This is a genomic window from Kitasatospora sp. NPDC090091, assembly GCF_044747365.1.
In the GTDB taxonomy this organism is placed as follows: domain Bacteria; phylum Actinomycetota; class Actinomycetes; order Streptomycetales; family Streptomycetaceae; genus Kitasatospora.
Map to the genome: position 1 here is coordinate 181,079 of NZ_JBIVDY010000015.1, position 20,278 is coordinate 201,356.

The 20,278-nt window shown below is 74.1% G+C and carries 14 protein-coding genes, 1 tRNA gene and 1 pseudogene; 10 read left to right on the forward strand and 6 right to left on the reverse strand.

The genetic code is table 11. The features are described from left to right. The first annotated feature begins 260 nt into the window (after positions 1–260). On the forward strand, positions 261–1,451 hold the full coding sequence (locus tag ACIPSC_RS25885) for a low temperature requirement protein A (protein ID WP_400828440.1): 1,191 nt from the start codon (positions 261–263) through the stop codon (positions 1,449–1,451). Positions 1,452–1,651: 200 nt separating this feature from the next. On the opposite strand, the pseudogene ACIPSC_RS25890 reads toward ACIPSC_RS25885, so the two are convergent. Beyond that, a pseudogene (locus tag ACIPSC_RS25890) lies at positions 1,652–2,650 on the reverse strand (LysR family transcriptional regulator); the annotation flags it as partial. Positions 2,651–2,707: 57 nt separating this feature from the next. Between ACIPSC_RS25890 and snpA (ACIPSC_RS25895) the strand changes: the two are divergent. From snpA (ACIPSC_RS25895) to ACIPSC_RS25910, 4 genes are all read left to right on the forward strand, one after another. Further along, a complete protein-coding gene (gene snpA / locus ACIPSC_RS25895; RefSeq protein WP_400828441.1) occupies positions 2,708–3,355 on the forward strand; it encodes a snapalysin in 648 nt (215 codons plus the stop codon). 103 nt (positions 3,356–3,458) lie between these two features. Further along, positions 3,459–4,076, forward strand: coding sequence for a snapalysin (snpA, locus tag ACIPSC_RS25900; RefSeq protein WP_400828442.1), 618 nt, complete (start codon positions 3,459–3,461; stop codon positions 4,074–4,076). A gap of 177 nt (positions 4,077–4,253) precedes the next feature. After that, positions 4,254–4,910 (forward strand): pentapeptide repeat-containing protein, encoded by a 657-nt coding sequence (locus tag ACIPSC_RS25905; RefSeq protein WP_400828443.1) that lies wholly within the window; start codon positions 4,254–4,256, stop codon positions 4,908–4,910. Positions 4,911–5,077: 167 nt separating this feature from the next. Then, the gene (locus tag ACIPSC_RS25910) at positions 5,078–7,150 is read left to right on the forward strand and encodes a phosphocholine-specific phospholipase C (RefSeq protein ID WP_400828444.1); all 2,073 of its coding nucleotides are present in this window, start codon (positions 5,078–5,080) and stop codon (positions 7,148–7,150) included. Positions 7,151–7,225: 75 nt separating this feature from the next. Here ACIPSC_RS25910 and ACIPSC_RS25915 read toward each other — a convergent pair whose 3' ends face one another. Further along, a complete protein-coding gene (locus ACIPSC_RS25915; RefSeq protein WP_400828445.1) occupies positions 7,226–8,032 on the reverse strand; it encodes a phosphoribosyl-dephospho-CoA transferase MdcG domain-containing protein in 807 nt (268 codons plus the stop codon). A 230-nt stretch (positions 8,033–8,262) separates the two neighbouring features. Between ACIPSC_RS25915 and ACIPSC_RS25920 the strand changes: the two genes are divergently transcribed. Beyond that, positions 8,263–8,529, forward strand: a complete 267-nt coding sequence (locus tag ACIPSC_RS25920) for a hypothetical protein (RefSeq protein ID WP_400828446.1) — start codon at positions 8,263–8,265, stop codon at positions 8,527–8,529. A 139-nt stretch (positions 8,530–8,668) separates the two neighbouring features. Here the strand turns inward: ACIPSC_RS25920 and ACIPSC_RS25925 are convergent, their stop codons facing one another. After that, positions 8,669–11,890: a S41 family peptidase gene (locus ACIPSC_RS25925; RefSeq protein ID WP_400828447.1), complete on the reverse strand. Its 3,222-nt coding sequence runs from the start codon at positions 11,888–11,890 to the stop codon at positions 8,669–8,671. A gap of 336 nt (positions 11,891–12,226) precedes the next feature. On the opposite strand from ACIPSC_RS25925, the gene ACIPSC_RS25930 reads away from it, so the two are divergent. Further along, positions 12,227–13,777, forward strand: a complete 1,551-nt coding sequence (locus tag ACIPSC_RS25930) for a chitinase (protein WP_400828487.1) — start codon at positions 12,227–12,229, stop codon at positions 13,775–13,777. A gap of 90 nt (positions 13,778–13,867) precedes the next feature. Here ACIPSC_RS25930 and ACIPSC_RS25935 read toward each other — a convergent pair whose 3' ends face one another. Continuing rightward, on the reverse strand, positions 13,868–14,230 hold the full coding sequence (locus ACIPSC_RS25935) for a MerR family transcriptional regulator (protein ID WP_400828448.1): 363 nt from the start codon (positions 14,228–14,230) through the stop codon (positions 13,868–13,870). A gap of 133 nt (positions 14,231–14,363) precedes the next feature. On the opposite strand from ACIPSC_RS25935, the gene hemC reads away from it, so the two are divergent. Beyond that, positions 14,364–15,299 (forward strand): hydroxymethylbilane synthase, encoded by a 936-nt coding sequence (hemC, locus tag ACIPSC_RS25940; protein WP_400828449.1) that lies wholly within the window; start codon positions 14,364–14,366, stop codon positions 15,297–15,299. Between the two features lie 132 nt (positions 15,300–15,431). Here the strand turns inward: hemC and ACIPSC_RS25945 are convergent. Together ACIPSC_RS25945 and ACIPSC_RS25950 are read right to left on the reverse strand one after the other, a co-directional pair. Further along, a tRNA-Lys gene (locus tag ACIPSC_RS25945) sits at positions 15,432–15,505 on the reverse strand. A 64-nt stretch (positions 15,506–15,569) separates the two neighbouring features. Beyond that, the gene (locus ACIPSC_RS25950) at positions 15,570–16,478 is read right to left on the reverse strand and encodes an NADP-dependent oxidoreductase (protein WP_400828450.1); all 909 of its coding nucleotides are present in this window, start codon (positions 16,476–16,478) and stop codon (positions 15,570–15,572) included. A gap of 225 nt (positions 16,479–16,703) precedes the next feature. Between ACIPSC_RS25950 and ACIPSC_RS25955 the strand changes: the two genes are divergently transcribed. Then, positions 16,704–18,287: a Na+/H+ antiporter gene (locus ACIPSC_RS25955; RefSeq protein WP_400828451.1), complete on the forward strand. Its 1,584-nt coding sequence runs from the start codon at positions 16,704–16,706 to the stop codon at positions 18,285–18,287. Positions 18,288–18,489: 202 nt separating this feature from the next. Further along, positions 18,490–20,151, forward strand: coding sequence for a glucose-6-phosphate isomerase (pgi, locus tag ACIPSC_RS25960; RefSeq protein WP_400828452.1), 1,662 nt, complete (start codon positions 18,490–18,492; stop codon positions 20,149–20,151). Positions 20,152–20,278 lie beyond the last annotated feature (127 nt).

Consider the following 20,278-nt stretch of genomic DNA (forward strand, 5'->3'; position numbering starts at 1 on the left):
CGGCACGGGCGCGTCCTGGAAACCCGTCCCGCAGTCACCCGGTTCGCGCACCCGGGCGTCAACTCTCGCTGACGGAAGGGCATATCGGGCGAAGCCGGACGCAGAAAATCGGGCCAATGTGGCATGACGGGCGTGTTTCGCAAGCGCGCGCCGGTGCGTGCGCCCGGCCCGCGCCGCTGCCAGGATGCGCGGGACGGCGCAGCAGGCCGTCCGGCAGCGCCGTCCCGCAGCCCGCCGTCCCGCAGCCTGGAGACCCGACCATGAGCAGCGAACCCGCCGCGGCGCCCCGCCGCCCGCACCCCGTCGACCGGCGCCCGGTGCGCCCGATGGTCCCGCGCAGCCGGGACGAGCCGCACCGGGTGGCCACGCCGCTGGAGCTGTTCTTCGACCTCTGCTTCGTGGTCGCCGTCGGCCAGGCCGGCCGGGAGCTGGCCCACGACCTCGCCGCCGGGCACTACGGCGACGGGCTGCGGGGGTACGTCTTCGCGTTCTTCGCGATCTGGTGGGCCTGGATGAACTTCACCTGGTTCGCCTCGGCGTACGACTGCGACGACGTCCCCTACCGGGTCACCACGCTGGTGCAGATCGCCGGTGTGCTGATCCTCGCGGCCGGCGTGCCGAGGATGTTCGCCGACCAGGACCTGACGCTCTCGGTGGTCGGGTACGTGGTGATGCGCCTGGCCATGGTCACCCAGTGGCTGCGCGCGGCGGCCGGCGAGGAGGGCGCGGCACGCGGGGTGGCCCTGCGGTACGCGGCCGGGATCACGCTCTGCCAGATCGGCTGGGCCGTGGTGCTGCTGCTGCCGGAGTCGGCCCGGCCGTACCTGATCCCGCTCGGCATCCTGGCCGAGCTGTCCGTGCCGGTGATCGCCGAACTGCGGCTGCGCACCAGCTGGCACCCGCACCACATCGCCGAGCGCTACGGCCTGTTCACCCTGATCGTGCTGGGTGAGACGGTGGCGGCGGCGACCATCGCGGTGCAGTCGGCGGTGGACGAGCACGAGGGGCTCGACCGGCTGCTGCCGGTCGCCGCCGGCGGTCTGCTGATCTGCTTCTCGGCCTGGTGGATCTACTTCGCCCGGGAGGTGCACGAGCACCTGCGCTCCAACCGGCAGGCCTTCCTCTGGGGCTACGGCCACTACGTGGTGTTCGGGTCGGCGGCGGCGATCGGCGCGGGGCTGGAGGTCGCGGTCGAGTCGGCGGTGCACAAGGCACACATCTCGGAGACCGCCGCCACCGCGACGGTGACGGTGCCGACGGCGGTCTACCTGTTCACCGTCTGGCTGCTGCACGCCCGGCACGGCAAGACCGGGGTCGAGCAGGCGCTGCTGCCGGCCGCCTCGCTGGCCGTGCTGGCGTGCACCGCGGCCGGCGGCTCGGGCGTCCTGGTGGCCGGTCTGGTGAGCGCGGCCACGGTGGCGGTGGGCGTCACGCTGCACGCCCGCGGCTGACCGATGGTGGGGAGGGGCTCCCGCGGCTGCCCGTCGCGGGGGTCCTCCTGGAGGCCGGGGCCCAGCAGGTGCTGGAGGGCGTGGTCGTGCCGGGCGAGCCAGGCCCGGTAGGCCGGGTTGACCCGGGCCAGGTCCAGGTAGGCGGCGCGCAGCTCGCCGTAGAGGACCTCCAGTGCGGGCGGGCTGAGCGCCCGCGGCCGCCAGGCGAGCAGCAGCCGGACGGCCAGCGGGTCGCCGTGCACCGGCCGGACGACCGTGCCCGGCCCCGGTGACGAGGTCGGCTGGCAGGGCCGGACGGCCTCCCCGGATGCGACCAGCTCGGCGGCGGTGGCGTTGTCGCGCACCTGCACCACCCGGGGGTTGAGCCCGGCCTCGGTGAAGACCCGGCGCATGGCCGCGTACTCGTGGTCGGCCGTCGGGTCGACCATCCAGGTGTCCTCGGCGAGGTCGGTCAGGTGGACCACCGACCGGGCGGCGGCCGGGTGGCCGGCGGCCAGGGCGACGAACTGCGGCTCGCGGGCCAGCAGCACCCGGTGCTCGGCGTCGGGCGGCACCCGGAGCGGGAACCCCTCGCTCTCGTGCACGAAGGCCACGTCCAGTTGGTCGGCGGCGACCATCCGCAGCAGGGCGTTGGCGGAGATGTCGATGTGGATGGTGGTGTCCGTCTCCGGCAGCCGCTCGTGCACCCGGCGCAGCCAGGCCGCGACCGCCCGGCTGCCGACGCTGCCGATCCGCAGCCGGCGGGAGCGCTCGCCACCGGCCGCCTCGCGGGCCTCCTGGCGCGCGGCGGCGACCAGCGCGGTCATCTCGGCGATCACCGGCCGGGCCCGCGACAGCACCGAGTGGCCGAGCGCGGTCGGCCGGCTGCCGGTCTGCTCACGGGTGAACAGCCGGCCGCCGATGGTGCGTTCGATCCGGCGCAGCTGGGTGGTGAGCGAGGGCTGGGTCATCCCGAGCTGCCGCGCGGCCTTGCGGAGGCTGCCGGTGTCGGCGATGGCGCACAGCACCCGCAGGTGTCTCACGTCGAGCTCCACGTCGGGAGCATAACCGGGCGAATGGGTGTGACGCCAGGGACATGACAGGCCGTTGGGCGGGGTCGGAACCCCGCCGGACGACGGGGATTGGTCCGCGCTATCGCCGATTGACATCATCCGCCGGGCCGCCGACCTGGCCGAAGCTCTGGGGCAGCAAACATTCATCCGATGCCCGCGACCGGCCCCCACCGCCGCGGCGCACCCGCGAATCGGAGCCCCCACATGAACCGCATCCCGCGGATGCTCTCTGCTGCCGTCGGTCTGGCGCTCGCCGCCGGACTGGCCGCGCTGCCCACCACGGCCTCGGCCGCACCCGTCGACCGGGCCGCCGCCGGCGCCCAGCACTACACCCCCTCGGCGTCGGCGCAGCGGAGCAACGGAAAGGCCGACAACCAGGCCTTCTACGAGGCGGTGATGAAGTCGGCGCGGGCCAAGCAGGCCGCGGCGCCGTTCCTCAAGGCCGTCGTGGTGACGTACGACCCCAGCAACGCGCCGTCCTTCTCCGGGGAGATCGCCCGGTCCGCGCAGATCTGGAACGGCTCGGTCGCCAACGTGAAGCTCCAGGCCGGCTCCAACGCCGACTTCTCGTACTACGAGGGCGACGACCCGAGCAACGGCTCGTACGCGAGCACCGACGGGCACGGCCGCGGCTACATCTTCCTCGACTACACGCAGAACCAGGAGTACGACTCCCTGCGCGTCACGGCGCACGAGACCGGGCACGTCCTCGGCCTGCCCGACCACTACTCGGGCCCGTGCAGCGAGCTGATGTCCGGCGGCGGTCCCGGCCCGTCCTGCACCAACCCCTACCCGAACAGCACCGAGCGCAGCCGGGTCAACTCCCTCTGGCGGAACGGCCTCGCGGGCTGACCCGCGCTCCGCTCCGCTCCGCTCCGCTCCGCAGTACCGGTTCCCCTCTTCCCTCCGTCACCGCGGTCCCCCATGGCCGCGCCCCCGCGAACAGGAGCCCCACGTGAACCGCATCGCCCGCACGCTCTCCGCCGCCCTCGGCCTGGCCCTCGCCGCCGGCGTGGCCGTCCTGCCGACGGCCGCCGCGGCCGCCCCGGCCACCCAGGGCTACACCGCGAACGCCTATGCAGGCTCGGCCGCCGAGGACGCGGACAACCAGGCGTTCTACGAGGCCGTCATGAAGTCGGCGCTCGCCAAGCAGGCCGCGGCGCCGTTCCTCAAGGCCGTCGTGGTGACCTACGACGCCAGCAGCGCGCCGACCTTCCGCAACCAGATAGCCCAGAGCGCGCAGATCTGGAACGGCTCGGTCGCCAACGTCCAGCTGCGGTCCGGCACCAACGCCGACTTCCGCTACTACGAGGGCAACGACTCGCGCGGCTCGTACGCGAGCACCGACGGGCACGGCCGCGGCTACATCTTCCTCGACTACGCGCAGAACCGCCGGTACAACTCGACCCGGGTCACCGCCCACGAGACCGGGCACGTGCTGGGCCTGCCGGACCACTACTCGGGCCCGTGCAGCGAGCTGATGTCCGGCGGCGGCCCAGGCACCTCCTGCACCAACCCGTACCCGAACTCCGCGGAGCGCAGCCGGGTGAACTCCCTCTGGGCCCGCGGCTGATCCAACCGCGACACCGGCCCGGCCGCTCACTCCCCCCGGAGCGGCCGGGCCCCCGCCGTCCGCCTCGGGAGCGGCGCACCTCTGGAGCGGCGCAGCTCAGGTGCGGCGTGACCGTCGGTGCTGCATGGGAGCATCCGGGCGAGGAGCCGTACCCCCCGACCGCGAGGTGCCACCGCCATGCCGCTCTCCGTCCCCGACCGCCTGGCCGACCTGCCGTACGCCCACCTGCTGACCCCGCACACCGGCCCGCTGCGCAGCGACGAGCGCCACGACACCGTGCACTTCGACGGCGGCGAGCACCGCGACGAGTCGGCGGCCGGCGCCGTCTTCCTGGAGTGCGCCTTCACCGGCGTCGCCCTCGACGGGGTCCGGATGCGCCAGGCCCGCTTCACCGAGGTCTGGGCGCAGGCCGGCCGCTGGGTGGGCTGCGACCTCAGCGAGAGCGAGTGGCAGGACAGCGCGTTCACCGGCGGCGTGCTGGCCGGCGTCGCGGCCCACGGCTCGGCGCTGCGCCGCACCGTTTTCCGCGGCTGCAAGCTGGAGGCGGTCAACCTGCGGGCCGCCGTGCTGCGCGACGTGGTCTTCGAGGACTGCCTGCTGCGGGACGTCGACTTCGGTGACGCCAGGCTCACCGACGTCTCCTTCCCCGGCTCGACCCTGGAGGAGGTCCGGCTGCGCGGTGCCAAGCTCACCAAGGTCGACCTGCGCGGCGCCGCCCGCCTCGGCCTGCCCGACGGCCACCAGGGCCTGCGCGGCGCGGTCATCAGCTCCACCCAGCTCCTGGAGCTCGCTCCCCAGTTCGCCCACGCCCTGGGGATCACCGTGAAGGACTGAGGCACCGGTGTTCAGCCGGCCGTCGCTCGGTGACGGCGGGGCGAACAGTCCGCCAACCCTGCTCCGGCCCCCTGGTGGGGCCGTTCGGGGCGGGTGGATGATGCTGCGCGATCGATGGGCCCCAACTTGTGTGCACAACATCGCCAGTGAAGGGACGGGCTGGGCTGATGGCCGAGCTGAGTCGTAGGAAGTTCGTCGCGTTGTCCGGAGCGGCCGCGGCCGGCCTGGCCGTGGCCGGCACCACCGGTGCCGGGGCGGCGCCGGGTGCGCCCGAGCCCGCGCCGTCGGCGGCGCTGTCGCAGTCCGGCACCATCGCGGACGCGAAGCACATCGTGATCCTGATGCAGGAGAACCGCAGCTTCGACCACTACTTCGGCATGCTGCGCGGGGTGCGCGGCTTCGCCGACCGCAGCGCGATCCAGATCGCCGGCGGCTACAGCGTCTTCAACCAGCCCAACCTCCTGGGCCGCCAGTACCCGTGGCAGTTCAGCCTCACCAAGCCCGCCGGCGGGGCCGACCCGCAGCGGCTGGCGCAGTGCAACGGCGACCTCGCGCACGGCTGGAACGACCAGCACACCGCCTGGAACGGCGGCAAGATGGACTCCTGGGTCCTCGCCAAGGGCAATGTGCGGACCCTGGGCTTCCTCACCCGCCAGGACATCCCGTTCCACTACGCGCTCGCGGAGAACTGGACCGTCTGCGACGCCTACTTCTGTTCCGTCATCAGCGCCACCGGCCCCAACCGCACCTACCACTGGTCCGGCCAGATCGACCCGGACGGCCAGGCGGGCGGCCCGGCGTACGACGGCGGCGACGAGAAGGGCCTGCGCTGGCAGACCTACGCCGAGGCGCTGGAGAACGCCGGCGTGAGCTGGAAGGTCTACCAGAACGCGGCCGACAACTACGGCGACAACGCGCTCGCCTACTTCACCCAGTTCGCCAACGCCCCGGCCGGCAGCCCGCTCGCCGTCAAGGGCATGGGCTCCGTCCCCAAGGTCACCGGCCGCACCCCGGACGACATCGTCGCCGCGATCAAGGCCGACGTGCTGAACGGCACCCTCCCGCAGGTCTCCTGGATCGTGCCCAACCAGGAGGTCTCCGAGCACCCGTACGCAACCCCGGCCGACGGCGCGCACTTCGTCCACAACGTGATCGACGCGCTCAACGCCGACCCGGACGTCTTCAACTCCAGCGTCCTCTTCCTCAACTACGACGAGAACGACGGCTTCTTCGACCACGTCCCGCCGCCGGCCGCCCCGGCCGGCACCCCCGGCGAGTTCTACGGCGGCAAGAACATCGGCCTGGGCTTCCGTGTCCCGATGATCGCCATCTCGCCCTGGAGCCGCGGCGGCTGGGTCAACTCCGAGGTCTTCGACCACACCTCGGTGCTGCGCTTCATGGAGAAGTGGACGGCCGCCATCGGCAAGCCGGCCACCTGCCCCAACATCAGCGACTGGCGCCGCCGGGTCTGCGGCGACCTCACCGGCCTGTTCGACTTCGCCAACCCGGTCTACGGCCTCCCGGCGCTGCCCAACACCGACGCCACGATCGGCCTGTCGACCTGCGGCCCGCTGCCCAACCCGGCGCCGGTGGACAACAAGCTGCCCGTCCAGGAGGCCGGCACCCGCCCGGCCCGCGCCCTGCCCTACCAGCCCAACGCCAACCTGGACCGGCTGGAGTACGGCTCCGCCGGCGCGATCAAGGTCTGGCTGAAGATGGCCAACGAGGGCCCCCTGGCCCAGAAGTCGGCCCACTTCGCGGCCTACGCCAACGCCTACCGCAGCGGCGGTCCCTGGCAGTACACCGTCGACCCGGGCGGCAACCAGAGCGACTTCTTCAACTGCGGCCTCGGCTTCGGCAGCGGCCCGTACGACCTCTCCGTGGTCGGCCCCAACCGCTTCCTGCGCCGCTTCAAGGGCGACGCCAACAAGGCGGGAAAGAACGCCGCGGTCACCGCGAGCTACGCGGTCGAGCCGGGCACCGGCAAGCTCGCGGTGTACTTCAAGCTGGCCAACGCCGGCAGCACGCCGATGACCTTCACCGTCGCCTCCAACAACTACCGCACCGACGGCCCCTGGACGTACCAGGTGCCGGCCGGCGGCAGCGTCAGCGACTACTTCAACGCCGTCGCCTACACCAACGGCTGGTACGACTTCACCATCACGGTGGACGCCGACTCCAGCTGGTCGCAGCGGTTCACCGGCCACCTGGAGACCGGCGCGCCCAGCATCAGCGGTTGACACCCGCCGGGCGTGTCCCGCACGCCCGGCGGCACCACGAACGGCAGGCGCCCGGCAGGCCCGGCAGGCCGTCCGTCAGGGCAGGCGCCACTGGCGGCCCCGGGGGAACCACGGATCGTGGACCTCCCGGGGCCCGTCCGGCGTCAGCAGCGTGAGGGTCGGCGCCCCGGCCGCGTACTCGGCGAGCAGCACCGCTCCGTACCGGGTCTCCAGCTCCGCCTGCACCGGGACGGGCAGCCGGCCGAGGGCCCGCCGCAGCAGCAGTGCGTCCCGCCGGCTCACCGGCTGTGGGGCGCGCAGCACCAGCCGCAGCGGACTCAGCGGCCCGGCCACCGGGACGCCCGTGCCCAGCTCGTAGCCGACCGCGCCGATCGGCCCCCAGGCCAGCCGGTGCTCCGCGACCAGCCGCCCGGCCGCCGGCAGCGCCGCGAGGGCCGGGACCGCCGCCACCCGCCCGGGCGGCAGCAGCTCCTCCCGGCCGACGAGTTGCTCGGGCCGCAGCGTACGGGCCACCGCCGCCCGGGGCGCCAGCGCGTCCAACCGCCGGCCGCGCTCCGCTCCGCGCACCGTCACCGGCAGCCACTGCTCCGGCGCGGCGTCGACGTCCCGGGTGCAGCGCACCGGGGGCGGGGTGTCCGCCGGCCCGCCGAGCACGGTGGGCGCCCGGCCGACCGTCACCCACGGGTGCACCCGCAGCACCGTGCGCGCCCACTCCGGCAGCTCGCCGCCGCCGACCGGCCGCAGCGAGCCGGGGCACTGCATCAGCAGCAGGTCGTGCGGACCGGCCAGCCGCCCGTCGAGGGCGGCCAGCGGGCCGACCAGACGGCGCGGACCGCCGTGGTGGTCCTCCGGCGCGGTGCGGTGGGCGGGTGCGACGGTCACGGCAGGCCTCCAACGGTCACGGGCACTCCGGGGACGGCGCGGATCGGGACCGGCCGACGCCTCCACCCTCCGCCGTCGGTCCGCCGCCCGCCACGGCCGTTGGACGCCCACCGTCCGGGACCAAGGGCCCGACCGTGCCGGGGCCGGCAGCCCCGCCCCGCCCAGCGGATGCGCCCGTGGGGCGCCGGTGTGAGAGTGGGGGCAGCCCGGAATTCGTCCGAGGAGGAGTCATGGGCATCTTCGACAGGTTCCGCCACAAGGCGCACCACGCCGACGAGGAGGCCAGGTCCTCCCTCGGCGGGAGCCACGAGCAGGACACCACCGCGATGACGGACGCCGCCCAGCGCGCCGCCCTCGCCCACGACGAGGCGGCCGACGCGTTCGGCGCCGAGACCGAGAAGGCCCGGGAGGCCCGGGAGTCCGCGAACCTCACCGAGCGGCAGGCCGAGCAGCGCGCCCGGGAGGACATGACGGCCGAGGGCGACCCCTGGGACTGACGTCCCCGCGCACCGCACGGCGGCGGGCGCGCATCCGGAACACGGACGCGCCCGCCGCCGTCGCCGTTGCCGCTCCTCGACCGAGGCCGGCCGGTTCACCCGCGTGGCGGGGGCCGGTTCACCCGCGTGGCGGGCCGGTTCACCCGCGTGGCGGAAGCGGTGGCCGGCGCAGGTCCGGGCGCAGCGTTTCGTCCGGCGGCGGGACGGCGGCCGGGGCGTCCTCCAGCAGGTCCAGTGCCAGCTGCACCGCCGTGACCAGCTCGGGGTGGAGCCCCCGGGCCCAGTCCTGCGGGCTGCGCAGCACGTGCACGTCCGGCTCCGCACCGTGGTTCTCCACCGACCAGCCGAGCCCGCCGGTGAACCAGGAGGCGTTCTTCGGCACCGAGATCTGCGTCCCGTCGCCGAGGGTGTGCCGTCCGGTCATGCCGACCACCCCGCCCCAGGTGCGGTTGCCCACCACCGGGCCCAGCCCGAGCAGCTTGATCGCGGTGATGATGACGTCGCCGTCCGAGCTGGTGGCCTCGTCGGCGAGGGCCACCACCGGCCCGCGCGGCGCGTCCCGGGGCCACCGGACCGGGTGCCGGCCGCGGCTGAAGTCCCAGGCCAGCACCCGCCGGGTGAGCTTCTCCAGCACCAGCTCGGACACGTTGCCGCCGGCGTTGCCGCGCACGTCCAGCACCAGCGCGGGCTTGTCGAGCTCGCGCCGGACGTCCCGGTTGAACTGCGCCCAGCCGGAGCCGCCGAGGTCCGGGATGTGCAGGTAGCCGCACCGGCCGTCGCTGAACTCCCGGACCAGCGAGCGCCGTTTGACCACCCAGTCCTGGTAGCGGATGGGCCGCTCGTCGGTCAGCGGGGTCACCGCGATCCGGCGGACCGTCCCGTCCGGACCGCCGGTGCGCAGGGTGAGCTCGACGGTGGTGCCGCCGGTGCCGACCAGCAGCGGGGACGGGCCGCGGACCGGGTCCAGCGGGCGCCCGGCCACCGCCAGCAGCTCGTCACCGTTGCGGACCCCGTGGGTGGCGAGCGGGGCACGGGCCCGCGGGTCGGAGGACTCGCCGGGGAGGATGCGGTCGACCAGCCAGCGCCCGTCGGAGGTGCGGTGCGCGTTGGCGCCGAGCAGGCCGAGCGGCTGCTGCGCCAGTGACGGGCCCTCGCCGCGCCGGGACGGGGTGACGTAGGCGTGCGAGGTGCCCAGCTCGCCGAGCAGCTCGCGGAGCAGGTCGGCGAAGTCGTCCGGGCTCGCGATCCGCGCCAGCAGCGGCTCGTACTGGGCCACCAGCGCGGGCCAGTCCAGGCCGGACATCCCGGCGTCCCAGAACTGGTCCCGGACGATCCGGGCCGCCTCGCGGTACGCCTGGCGCCACTCGGCGGCCGGGTGCACGGTGTGCGTGATCCGGCGCAGGTCCACGCTGGTGGACGCGGAGGGCGCGGTGACCGGGACGATCCGCAGGGTGCCCGCCGAGTAGACGGCCACCGAGCCGCCGTCGCCGGAGACGGCGTAGCCGTCCAGCCGGTCGGCGAGCGTGCTGCGGCTGCCCCGGGCCAGGTCGAAGTACTCCAGTGACGGGCGGCCCGAGGTGTCGTCCGGGTTGGTGAAGGTCTGGCCGAGGGTGCCGGAGATCGGCCAGCGCAGCCAGAGCAGCCCGCCGCGCACGGCGTCGGTGGCCGAGTACTTGGAGGCGATCACCGGGAACGGGATCAGCCGGTCGCCGATGCCCTCGGGGTCGACCTCCACCGTGCCGTCGCCGCCGCCGTCGCCGCGCGGGGCGCCGTCCTCGGCGGAGGCGGAGAACGGCGAGGGGGTGTCGGCGGAGAGCGGGACGAGGTAGGGGCGGCAGCCGAGCGGGAACGAGAGGTCGCCGGTGTGCACGTCGTGGACCGGGTCGAAGCCGCGCCAGGAGAGGAAGGCCAGGTAGCGGCCGTCCCGGGTGAACACCGGCTGCTCGTCCTCGAACCGGCCGTCGGTGACCTCGGTGACCGGCGCGGCCCCGTCGGCGCGGGTGAGCCGGATCCGGCGCAGCGAGCGGCCGGCCGTCGGCTGGGACCAGGCGATCCAGTGCGAGTCGGGGGAGAACCGCGCACTGGAGACGGGTCCGTGGCCGGAGGCGGCCAGCTCGCGCACGGCGCCGTCGGCGGTGGCGAGCAGCAGCAGCCGCCCGTCGGAGGTGGCGGCGGCCAGGTGGGTGCCGTCGGGGGAGGCGGTCAGCTCCAGGACCCGGCCGAGCCGGCCGGCCGCCAGCACCCGGTGCCCGTGCTGGGCCGGGGCGGCCTGGTGGCCGGGCAGCGGGACGATCTCGACGGCGTCCTCGCCCTCGGCGTCGGTGATCCAGGCGGCCTCGCCGGTGTGCCCGAGCACCACCGGCAGCCGGGTGCGGACGCCCGGGGTGTCGGCGAGCGCCCGCGCGGGGCCGTCCTGGTGGGTCAGCCAGTACTGGCTGCCGCGCACGGTGATCACCCCGGCGCGGCCGGTCTGGTCGCAGGCGAGGTCCTTGACGTGCGAGGCGGCGCTCACCAGGTACGGCCGCCGGCCGGCCCGCGCGCCGCCGAGCGGGACGCGCAGCCGGCGCGGGCCGGGGGCGTCCAGGCTCTCCAGCAGCCAGAGGTCGCCGCCGTGCTGGTAGACGATCCGGGTGCCGTCGCCGGCGGCCTCGCGGGCGTAGTAGGAGGCGTGGTCGGTGTGCCGGCGCAGGTCGGTGCCGTCGGGGCGGCAGGAGTAGAGGTTGCCGATGCCCTCGTGGTCGGAGAGGAAGGCGATCCGGTCGCCCTCGGCCGCGGTGACCGGCATGGGGGAGGCGAGGTGGCCCCGGTGGCCGGCCAGGATCCGCTCGCCGTCGACCCAGAGCCGTCCGACGGCGCCGCCCCGGTAGCGCTTCCAGGCGGCGGGCTCGTGCGGGGCGGCGCCGGTGAGCAGCACGGTGTGCGAGCGGTTCATCTGGGCGTCGCCGACCGGGCCCCAGGGCATCCGGCGGCCGGGCGCGCCGTCCGGCGGGAGGGCGTGCGCCCAGGTGTAGTGGCCGAAGGGCTCGTGGAACGAGGTGACGGCGAGGAGTTCGCCGTCGGGCAGCCAGCCGCGCAGCCGGGTGTCCTGGCTGCCCCAGTGGCTCAGCCGGGTGGCCGCGCCGCCGCCGACCGGCGCGGTCCAGATCTCCGGGGTGGGGCTCTGCCAGGCGGTCCAGCCGAGGGTGCCGCCGTCGGGGGAGAGCCGGGGGTGGCTGACCCGGGTGCGGTCGCAGCTGACCCGCCAGGCGCGGCCGACGGTGCCGTCCGGGTCGAGCGGGGCCACCCAGACGTCGTCCTCGGCGACGAACGCCAGCAGGTCCCCGCGCAGGTGGGGGTAGCGGAGGTAGCCGGGCGAGGTCACCCCTCCATGGTTCGACGGGGTGTCACGCCCGGCAACCGGACGCCGGGCCGGGACCGGCCGGGGCCGGTCCGGACCATTGACACCGCACCGGCGGATCCACTTCAGTGGTCTAGTCCAACTAGGGTGCGCGGTCGGGCCGACCCCCACTGGCGCGTACCTCCGGCGTGCCCTCGGACGTCCCCCCACGATCCGCGCTTCCGCAGGAGCCCCCGCATGCGCAGAACACTCGTACCCGGCGCCGGTGACTCGCCCGCCGGTGACTCGCCCGCTCGCCACCCGCGCAGCCCCCGCACCCTGGTCGCCGCCGGCACCGCCTCGGCCGTCGCCGCCGCCACGATGGTCGGCCTGACCCTCGGACTGGCGCCCGCCGCCTCGGCCGGGGAGTTCCTGGTCAACGGCGGCTTCGAGAGCGGCGCCCTGAACCCCTGGAGCTGCGGCGGCGCCGGCAGCGTCGTCACCGGCCAGGCCCACGGCGGCGCCCACGCCCTCGCCGGTGCCGCCTCGGCGGGCGACAACGCCCAGTGCACCCAGACCGTGACGGTCGCCCCCAACACCACCTACACGCTCAGCGGGTGGGTGAAGGGCTCCTACGTCTACCTCGGGGTGACCGGCGGCGCCTCCACCTGGACGCCCGGCACCGGCGGCGCCTACCAGAAGCTCAGCGTCGGCTTCACCACCGGCGCCACCCAGACCAGCGCCACCGTCTACACCCACGGCTGGTACGGCCAGGGCACCTACTACGCCGACGACCTCTCGCTGGACGGCCCGGGCGCGCCCTCGCCGACCGCCTCGCCCACCGCCACTCCGACGGCGACCCCGACCGCGACGGCCACGCCCACCGCCACCGCGACCCCCACCACGCCGCCGGCCGGCGGCCACGCCCTGGTCGGCTACCTGCACGCCAGCTTCGCCAACGGCGCCGGCTACATCCGGATGGCCGACGTCCCGGACTCCTGGGACTTCATCAACCTCTCCTTCGGCGAGCCGACCTCCGTCACCTCCGGCGACATCCGGTTCAACCGCTGCCCGGCCGCCGAGTGCCCGACCGTGGAGTCGGACGCCGACTTCAAGGCCGCGATCGCCGCCAAGCGCGCCAAGGGCAAGAAGGTCCTGATCTCGATCGGCGGCCAGAACGGCCAGGTCCAGCTCACCACCGCCGCCGCCCGCGACGCCTTCGTCGGCTCGGTCTCGGCGATCATCGACAAGTGGGGCCTGGACGGGCTCGACATCGACTTCGAGGGCCACTCGCTGTCCCTGCAGACCGGCGACACCGACTTCAAGAACCCGACCAGCCCGGTCGTGGTCAACCTGATCTCCGCGCTCAGGACGCTCAAGGCCAAGTACGGGCCGGGCTTCGTCCTCACCATGGCGCCGGAGACCTTCTTCGTCCAACTCGGCTACCAGTACTACGGTTCCGGCCCCTGGGGCGGACAGGACCCGCGCGCCGGCGCCTACCTGCCGGTGATCCACGCGCTGCGCGACGACCTCACCCTGCTGCACGTCCAGGACTACAACTCCGGCTCCGTCATGGGCCTGGACAACCAGTACCACTCGATGGGCGGGGCCGACTTCCACGTCGCGATGACCGACATGCTGCTCAAGGGCTTCCCGGTCGCGGGCAACACCGCCAACGTGTTCCCGCCGCTGCCCGCCGGCAAGGTCGCCATCGGCATGCCGGCCACCACCAACGCGGGCAACGGCTACGTCGCCCCGGCCGAGGTGAACAAGGCGCTGGACTGCCTGACCAAGCTGGCCGACTGCGGCAGCTACGTGCCGAAGGCCGGCGCCCAGCCCGACCTGCGCGGGCTGATGACCTGGTCGATCAACTGGGACCAGTTCGGCGGCCGGGAGTTCTCCCGGAACTTCGACGGCTACTTCCGCCGCTGACGGCATCCGCCGCCGACCGCTCCGCCGGGTGCGGGTATTGGGTGTGTCCGGGGGCCTGGCCCGGGCGCGCCGTCCGGCACCCGGCGGAGCTCACACCCCGACTCGCACCGCCGCCAGGTACTCGGCGATGGCGTCCCGGTTGCGGGTGAGGCACTGGATCCGCCGCGTCATGCTGGTGAGCTCGTGCTCCAGGGTGGCGAGCATCTCCGGGGTGGCGTCCGCGAAGTGGATGGTCCGGGGCTTGCTCAGGCAGGGCAGGATCTGCTTGATGATCCTGGTCGGCAGCCCGGCGTCGAGCAGGCCCCGGATCTGCAGCACCCGGTCGACCGAGGACCCGTCGTACGTGCGGTAGCCGTTGGCACAGCGCTCGGAGAAGATCAGGCCCTGCTCCTCGTAGTAGCGCAGCAGTCGCCGGGACGTTCCGGTCCGCTCCGCAAGCTCCCCGATCTGCATGTGGCCCACCTCATCGCCGGTCGCGTACGGCCCTGACACCAGTGTGCGTTTCGAGCATAGCCGCGGCGGCGGCCCGGCTGCCCACGATCCGGGCAGCGCGGGAGCGAGGTGTCTGACGGTCTATCATCCGGTCATGGCAACCGCAGAGTTGATCCGCATCGTCTCCCGCTCCTCGCCGATGGCCCTGGCCCAGGTCGAACGGGTCCGCGCCGAGCTGGCCGCCCTGCACCCGCGGGTGCGGACCGAGGTGGTCCCGGTGACCACCTCCGGGGACCGCTGGATGGGCGACCTCGCGCGGCTCGGCGGCAAGGGCGCCTTCACCAAGGAGGTCGACGCGGCGCTGCTGGCCGGCGAGGCGGACCTCGCGGTGCACTGCCTCAAGGACGTGCCGGCCGACCGCCCGCTGCCCGCCGGCACCGTCTTCGCCGCCTACCTGCGCCGCGACGACATCCGCGACGCCCTCGTGCACCCCGGCGGCCTGACCCTGGACGAGCTGCCGTCCGGCGCCCGGATCGGCACCTCCTCGGTCCGCCGCCGGGCCCAGCTCGCCGCCTCCCACCCGCACCTGGAGTGCGTGCCGATGCGCGGCAACGCCAACAGCCGGCTGGCCAAGCTGGCGGCCGGCGAGGCCGACGCCCTGCTGCTCGCGGTGTCCGGGCTGGAGCGGATCGGCGAGCCGGACCGGATCACCGAGATCCTCCCGCCGGAGACGATGTGCCCGCCGATCGGCGCCGGCATCCTGGCGCTGCAGTGCCGGGAGGAGGACGCCGCCACCATCGAGGCGGTCGCCGGTCTCGGCGACCACCTCACCTGGCGCGAGGCGAGCGCCGAGCGGATGTTCCTGCACGTCCTGCAGGGGCACTGCAACTCGCCGATCGCCGGCTACGCCAAGGCCGAGCCGGACGGCCGGCTCTCGCTGCGCGGCCGGGTCTTCTCCCCGGACGGCAAGCAGGTCCTGGACGCCCACGAGTGGGCCGGCTCGCTCACCCCGGAGGACCTCGGCACCGCGACGGCCCTCGCGCTGAAGCGGCAGGGGGCGTCCGAGCTGATCGCCGCCATCCCGCACTGAGGCCGCGCGGCGCCGCCCCGGGGCCCTCGCCCCGGGGCGGCGGGCAGTGCAGCAGCCGGGCCGCCCCGGGCCGGCGGCGCCCGGAAACGCCGGAAGGCCCTTCGCTCTCGCGAAGGGCCTTCCGGCTGTCTGTGCGCCGCCAGGGACTCGAACCCCGGACCCGCTGATTAAGAGTCAGCTGCTCTAACCAACTGAGCTAGCGGCGCCTGCTGACGTGGAGAACATTACCTGGTCAGCAGCGGAAACACACAATCGGCCCGGCCGGCCCGCTCAGGGCGTGAGCACGACCTTTCCCCGGACGTGTCCGGTGCCGACCGTCCGGTGGGCGTCCGCGGCCCGCTCCAGCGGGAAGGCCGCGGCGATCTCCACCCGGAGCCCGCCCGCCTCCCAGAGCTCCACCAGCTCGGTCAGCCGGGCCGCCGACCGCTGCGCCCGCAGCTGCCGCAGGCCGAGCCGCGCGGCGGTGGCGTGGTCGGTGACGGTGCCGATCCGGTCCCGGTCGGCCACCAGCTCGACGGACGCCTCCAGCGCGCCGCGCCCGGCCGCGTCGAAGGCGGCGTCCACGCCCTGCGGCGCCACCGCCCGCACCCGCTCGACCAGCCCCTCGCCGTACGCGACCGGGACCGCCCCCAGCTCCCGCAGGTAGTCGTGGTTGCGCTCGCTCGCGGTGCCGATCACCGTGGCCCCCCAGGCGCGGGCCAGCTGGACGGCGGCCGTGCCGACCCCGCCGGAGGCGCCGTGCACCAGCACGGTGTCGCCGCGGCCCACCTTCAGCTCGGTCAGGGCGGTGTGGGCGGTCTGGCCGGAGGCGGAGAGGGCGCCCGCCTGGTCCCACGGCATCGCGGCCGGCTTGGCGACCAGGTGGGCGCCGTCCACCGTGACGTACTCGGCGTGGCTGTCGAGCAGGCGGAAGCCCAGCACCTCGTCGCCGACCTCCCAGCCGAAGCTGCCGGCCCCGAGCTGGTCGACCACCCCGGCGAACTCGTTGCCCGGCACCACCGGCGGCTCCAGCCGGGTGCCCGGCGGGCTCCAGCCCTCCCGGACGGCGAGGTCGGCGGGCTGCACCCCGGCCGCGCGGACCCGGACCCGCACCTCGCCCGGCCCGGCGGCGGGGGTGGGCACCTCGGTCACCCGCAGCACCTCGGGGCCGCCGAACCGGGGGACGGTGACTGCCTTCATCGACTTCCTGCCTGTCTGTCGGGCCGCTGATCGGTCCTTTCGATGATCAGACTTCAAGCGCCCTTGAGGTCAAGCGCCGCCCGGCGTGTTGCGGCAGTTGGGCGCATTGTCAGATTTATCCTGAACGGCGGCCCGGGCCGTGCGCTCCGGCCGCCCCGGTCCGCCCTCCGGGCCGCGGTCCGTCCGTCGGGCCGCCCACCCGTCCGCCGCCGAGAGGAACCTTCCGTGGGCCAGCTGCCCCTGCTCTTCCTGGTGCTGCTCGCCTCCGTGGTGACCATGCCGCTCGCCCGGCGGACCGGCGTGCCGCAACCCGTGCTGATGACCCTGCTCGGCATCGTCATGGCGCTCGTCCCGCAGATCCCGGACATCACCCTCGACCCCGACCTGATCCTGCCGCTGGTCCTGCCGCCGCTGATCTTCGCCGTCGCACGGCGCTCCTCGGTCCGCTACTTCCGGGCCAACATCCGCTCCATCCTGCTGCTCGCGGTCGCCCTGGTGGTGGTCACCACCGCGGCGGTCGCCGGGGCCGTGCACTGGCTGCTGCCGACGCTGCCGGTCGCGGCCGCCGTCGCGCTCGGCGCACTGGTCTCGCCGCCCGACCCGGTCGCCGCCGTCGCGGTGGCCGGCAGCATCGGCCTGCCCCGCCGGCTGGTGGCGATCCTGGAGAGCGAGGGCCTGTTCAACGACGTCACCGCGATCGTGATCTACTCACTGGCCATCGAGGCGGTGGTCGGCGGCGACTTCACGGCCGAGAACGCCGTGCTGCGCTTCGTCCTCTCCGCCGTCCTCGCCGTCGTCATCGGCGTCGCGCTCGGCTGGGCCAACGCCAAGATCGCCTCCTACCTGGAGGACCCGACCCAGCAGGTCGCGCTCAACCTGCTGGTCCCGTTCGCCGCGTACAGCCTGGCCGAGGAGATCCACGGCTCCGGCGTGCTGGCCGTCGTGGTCTGCGGGCTCTACCTCGCCGAGCGGGCCGCCGACGCCGATGCCGTCTCGTACCGGCTGGTCGGCAACGCCTTCTGGGAGATCGTCGAGATCCTGATCACCGGCGTGGCCTTCGGCCTGATCGGGCTGGAGCTGGCCACCGTCCTCAAGGAGGCGGGCGACGGCTGGACCGCCATGATCGGCGACGCGGCGGTGGTCATCGCGGTCGTGGTGCTGGTCCGGCTGCTCTGGCTGCTGCCGGCCGGCTGGGTCTCCCGGAGGCTGCGTTCGGGGGACGAGGAGGACACCCCGATCAGCTGGCAGGAGAGCGTGGTGCTCTGGTGGTCCGGGATGCGCGGGGTGGCCACCGTCGCGCTGGCCCTGGCCGTCCCGCTCACCCTGGACTCCGGCGAGGCCTTCCCGGAGCGCGGCCGGCTGGTCTTCATCGCCTTCAGCGTCGTCCTGTTCACCCTGCTGGTCCAGGGCCTGACGCTGCCCTGGCTGGCCAAGCGGCTCCACCTGGACATCGACCACGACCGGCACGAGCAGGCCGTCCGCCAGCTCTGGTGGCGGGCCGCCAAGGCCGGCCTGGAGCGGCTGGGCGAACTGGAGGAGCTGGACCGGCTGCCCGCCGAGGTGGCCGACCGGCTGCGGGACCGTCAGCACGACCGGCTGGCCCGCCTCTGCCCGGAGAAGTACGCCGAGGAGGAGGCGGCCGAGGCGAAGCAGCGGCTCAGCCAGTGGCGGGCCGCGCACAGCGTCGAACAGGAGATGATCGCCGCCTCGCGGCGCGAGATACTGGCCGCCCGCAGCGAGGTCGGCGCCGACCCCGAGCTGGTCGACCGGGTGCTGCGGGGGCTCGACCTGCGCTCCGAACGGAAGTGACGCGCCGTCCGTCCGGGGCTCCGGCCGCCGCCGACGGAGCGTCCGCGAACGGAATGTGCGCGGGTGGTCCCGACGTTGCATAGGCTGGCTCCGGGCAGGCCGTCAAAGGAGTCGGCGCACCATCAGTACCCGCTCGACCTCGCGAAACCCTCACCGCCTGGCCCTGCCGGTATCTGCACCCAGATGAATCGAGGAGCCACCGATGTCGGAGACCCGTGCCGACGCCCGTACCCCGCTGGACCGCACCCCGCAGTGGGCTGCCCTCGGCAAGCACCGGGAGGAGCTGGGCGACGCGCACCTGCGCGAGCTGTTCGCCGCCGACCCGGAGCGCGGCCGGCGCTACACCCTCCAGGTCGGCGACCTGCACGTGGACTACGCCAAGCAGCTGGTCACGGACGAGACCCTGACCCTGCTGCGCGAGCTCGCCGCGGCCACCGGCGTGGCCGAGCTGCGGGACGCCATGTTCCGCGGCGAGAAGATCAACAACACCGAGCACCGCGCCGTGCTGCACACCGCGCTGCGCGCCCCCCGCGGCGCCGTGATCGAGGTGGACGGCGAGAACGTCGTGCCGGCCGTCCACGCGGTCCTCGACAAGATGGCGGCCTTCGCCGAGCAGGTCCGCGGCGGGGAGTGGCGCGGCCACACCGGCAAGCGGATCCGCGCCGTCGTCAACATCGGCATCGGCGGCTCCGACCTCGGTCCGGCCATGGCCTACGAGGTGCTGCGCTCCTACACCGCCCGCGACCTCGACGTCCGCTTCGTCTCCAACGTGGACGGCGCCGACCTGCACGAGGCCGTCCGCGACCTCGACCCGGCCGAGACGCTGTTCATCGTCGCCTCCAAGACCTTCACCACGATCGAGACCATCACCAACGCGGTCTCCGCCCGTGACTGGCTGCTCAGCGGCCTCGGCGCCGGCAACGAGGCGGTCGCCAAGCACTTCGTGGCGCTCTCCACCAACGCCGAGGGCGTCGCCGACTTCGGCATCGACACCGCCAACATGTTCGAGTTCTGGGACTGGGTGGGCGGCCGCTACTCCTACGACTCGGCGATCGGCCTCTCGCTGATGATCGCCATCGGCCCGGACGCCTTCCGCGAGATGCTGGACGGCTTCCACCTGGTGGACGAGCACTTCCGCACCGCGCCCCCGGAGCAGAACGTCCCGCTCCTGCTCGGCCTGCTCGGGGTCTGGTACGGCGCGTTCTTCGACGCCCAGGCGCACGCGGTGCTGCCGTACTCGCACTACCTGTCGAAGTTCACCGCCTACCTCCAGCAGCTGGACATGGAGTCCAACGGCAAGTCGGTGACCCGCGACGGCACCCCGGTGACCTGGCAGACCGGCCCGGTGGTCTGGGGCACCCCCGGCACCAACGGCCAGCACGCCTACTACCAGCTGCTGCACCAGGGCACCAAGGTCGTCCCGGCCGACTTCATCGGCTTCGCCGAGCCCGTCGCCGACCTGCTGCCCGGCCTGGTCGCCCAGCACGATCTGCTGCTCGCCAACTTCTTCGCCCAGACCCAGGCGCTGGCGTTCGGCAAGACGCCGGAGGAGGTCGCCGCGGAGGGCGTGCCGGCCGAGTTGGTACCGCACAAGACCTTCCGGGGCAACCACCCGACCACCACCGTCCTGGCCGCCAGGCTGACCCCGTCGGTGCTCGGCCAGTTGGTCGCGCTGTACGAGCACAAGGTGTTCGTCCAGGGCGCGATCTGGAACATCGACTCCTTCGACCAGTGGGGCGTCGAGCTCGGCAAGGTGCTGGCCAAGCGGATCGAGCCGGTGCTGCTCACCGGTGAGGGCGCCGACGCGCTGGACAGCTCCACCGCGGAGCTGGTCGCCCGGTACCGGGCACTGCGCGGGCGCTGATCCCGTTCGACGCGGGCCGTCCGCTCCGGCGGGCGGCCCGCGCCGGTGTTTCCGGGGGGGCGGCCGCGCGGGATGTGCCCGGGTGGTCCCGGGTTGCCACCCGCCGTCGTCGGGGAGGCCGGAAATG

Bases quoted from the DNA above. Each gene is read 5' to 3' on its own strand.
- ACIPSC_RS25885 (WP_400828440.1), top strand. From the start codon at position 261: ATGAGCAGCGAACCCGCCGCGGCGCCCCGCCGCCCGCACCCCGTCGAC.
- snpA (WP_400828441.1), top strand. From the start codon at position 2,708: ATGAACCGCATCCCGCGGATGCTCTCTGCTGCCGTCGGTCTGGCGCTC.
- ACIPSC_RS25905 (WP_400828443.1), top strand. From the start codon at position 4,254: ATGCCGCTCTCCGTCCCCGACCGCCTGGCCGACCTGCCGTACGCCCAC.
- ACIPSC_RS25910 (WP_400828444.1), top strand. From the start codon at position 5,078: ATGGCCGAGCTGAGTCGTAGGAAGTTCGTCGCGTTGTCCGGAGCGGCC.
- ACIPSC_RS25920 (WP_400828446.1), top strand. From the start codon at position 8,263: ATGGGCATCTTCGACAGGTTCCGCCACAAGGCGCACCACGCCGACGAG.
- ACIPSC_RS25930 (WP_400828487.1), top strand. From the start codon at position 12,227: ATGGTCGGCCTGACCCTCGGACTGGCGCCCGCCGCCTCGGCCGGGGAG.
- ACIPSC_RS25935 (WP_400828448.1), bottom strand. From the start codon at position 14,230: ATGCAGATCGGGGAGCTTGCGGAGCGGACCGGAACGTCCCGGCGACTG.
- hemC (WP_400828449.1), top strand. From the start codon at position 14,364: ATGGCAACCGCAGAGTTGATCCGCATCGTCTCCCGCTCCTCGCCGATG.
- ACIPSC_RS25950 (WP_400828450.1), bottom strand. From the start codon at position 16,478: ATGAAGGCAGTCACCGTCCCCCGGTTCGGCGGCCCCGAGGTGCTGCGG.
- pgi (WP_400828452.1), top strand. From the start codon at position 18,490: ATGTCGGAGACCCGTGCCGACGCCCGTACCCCGCTGGACCGCACCCCG.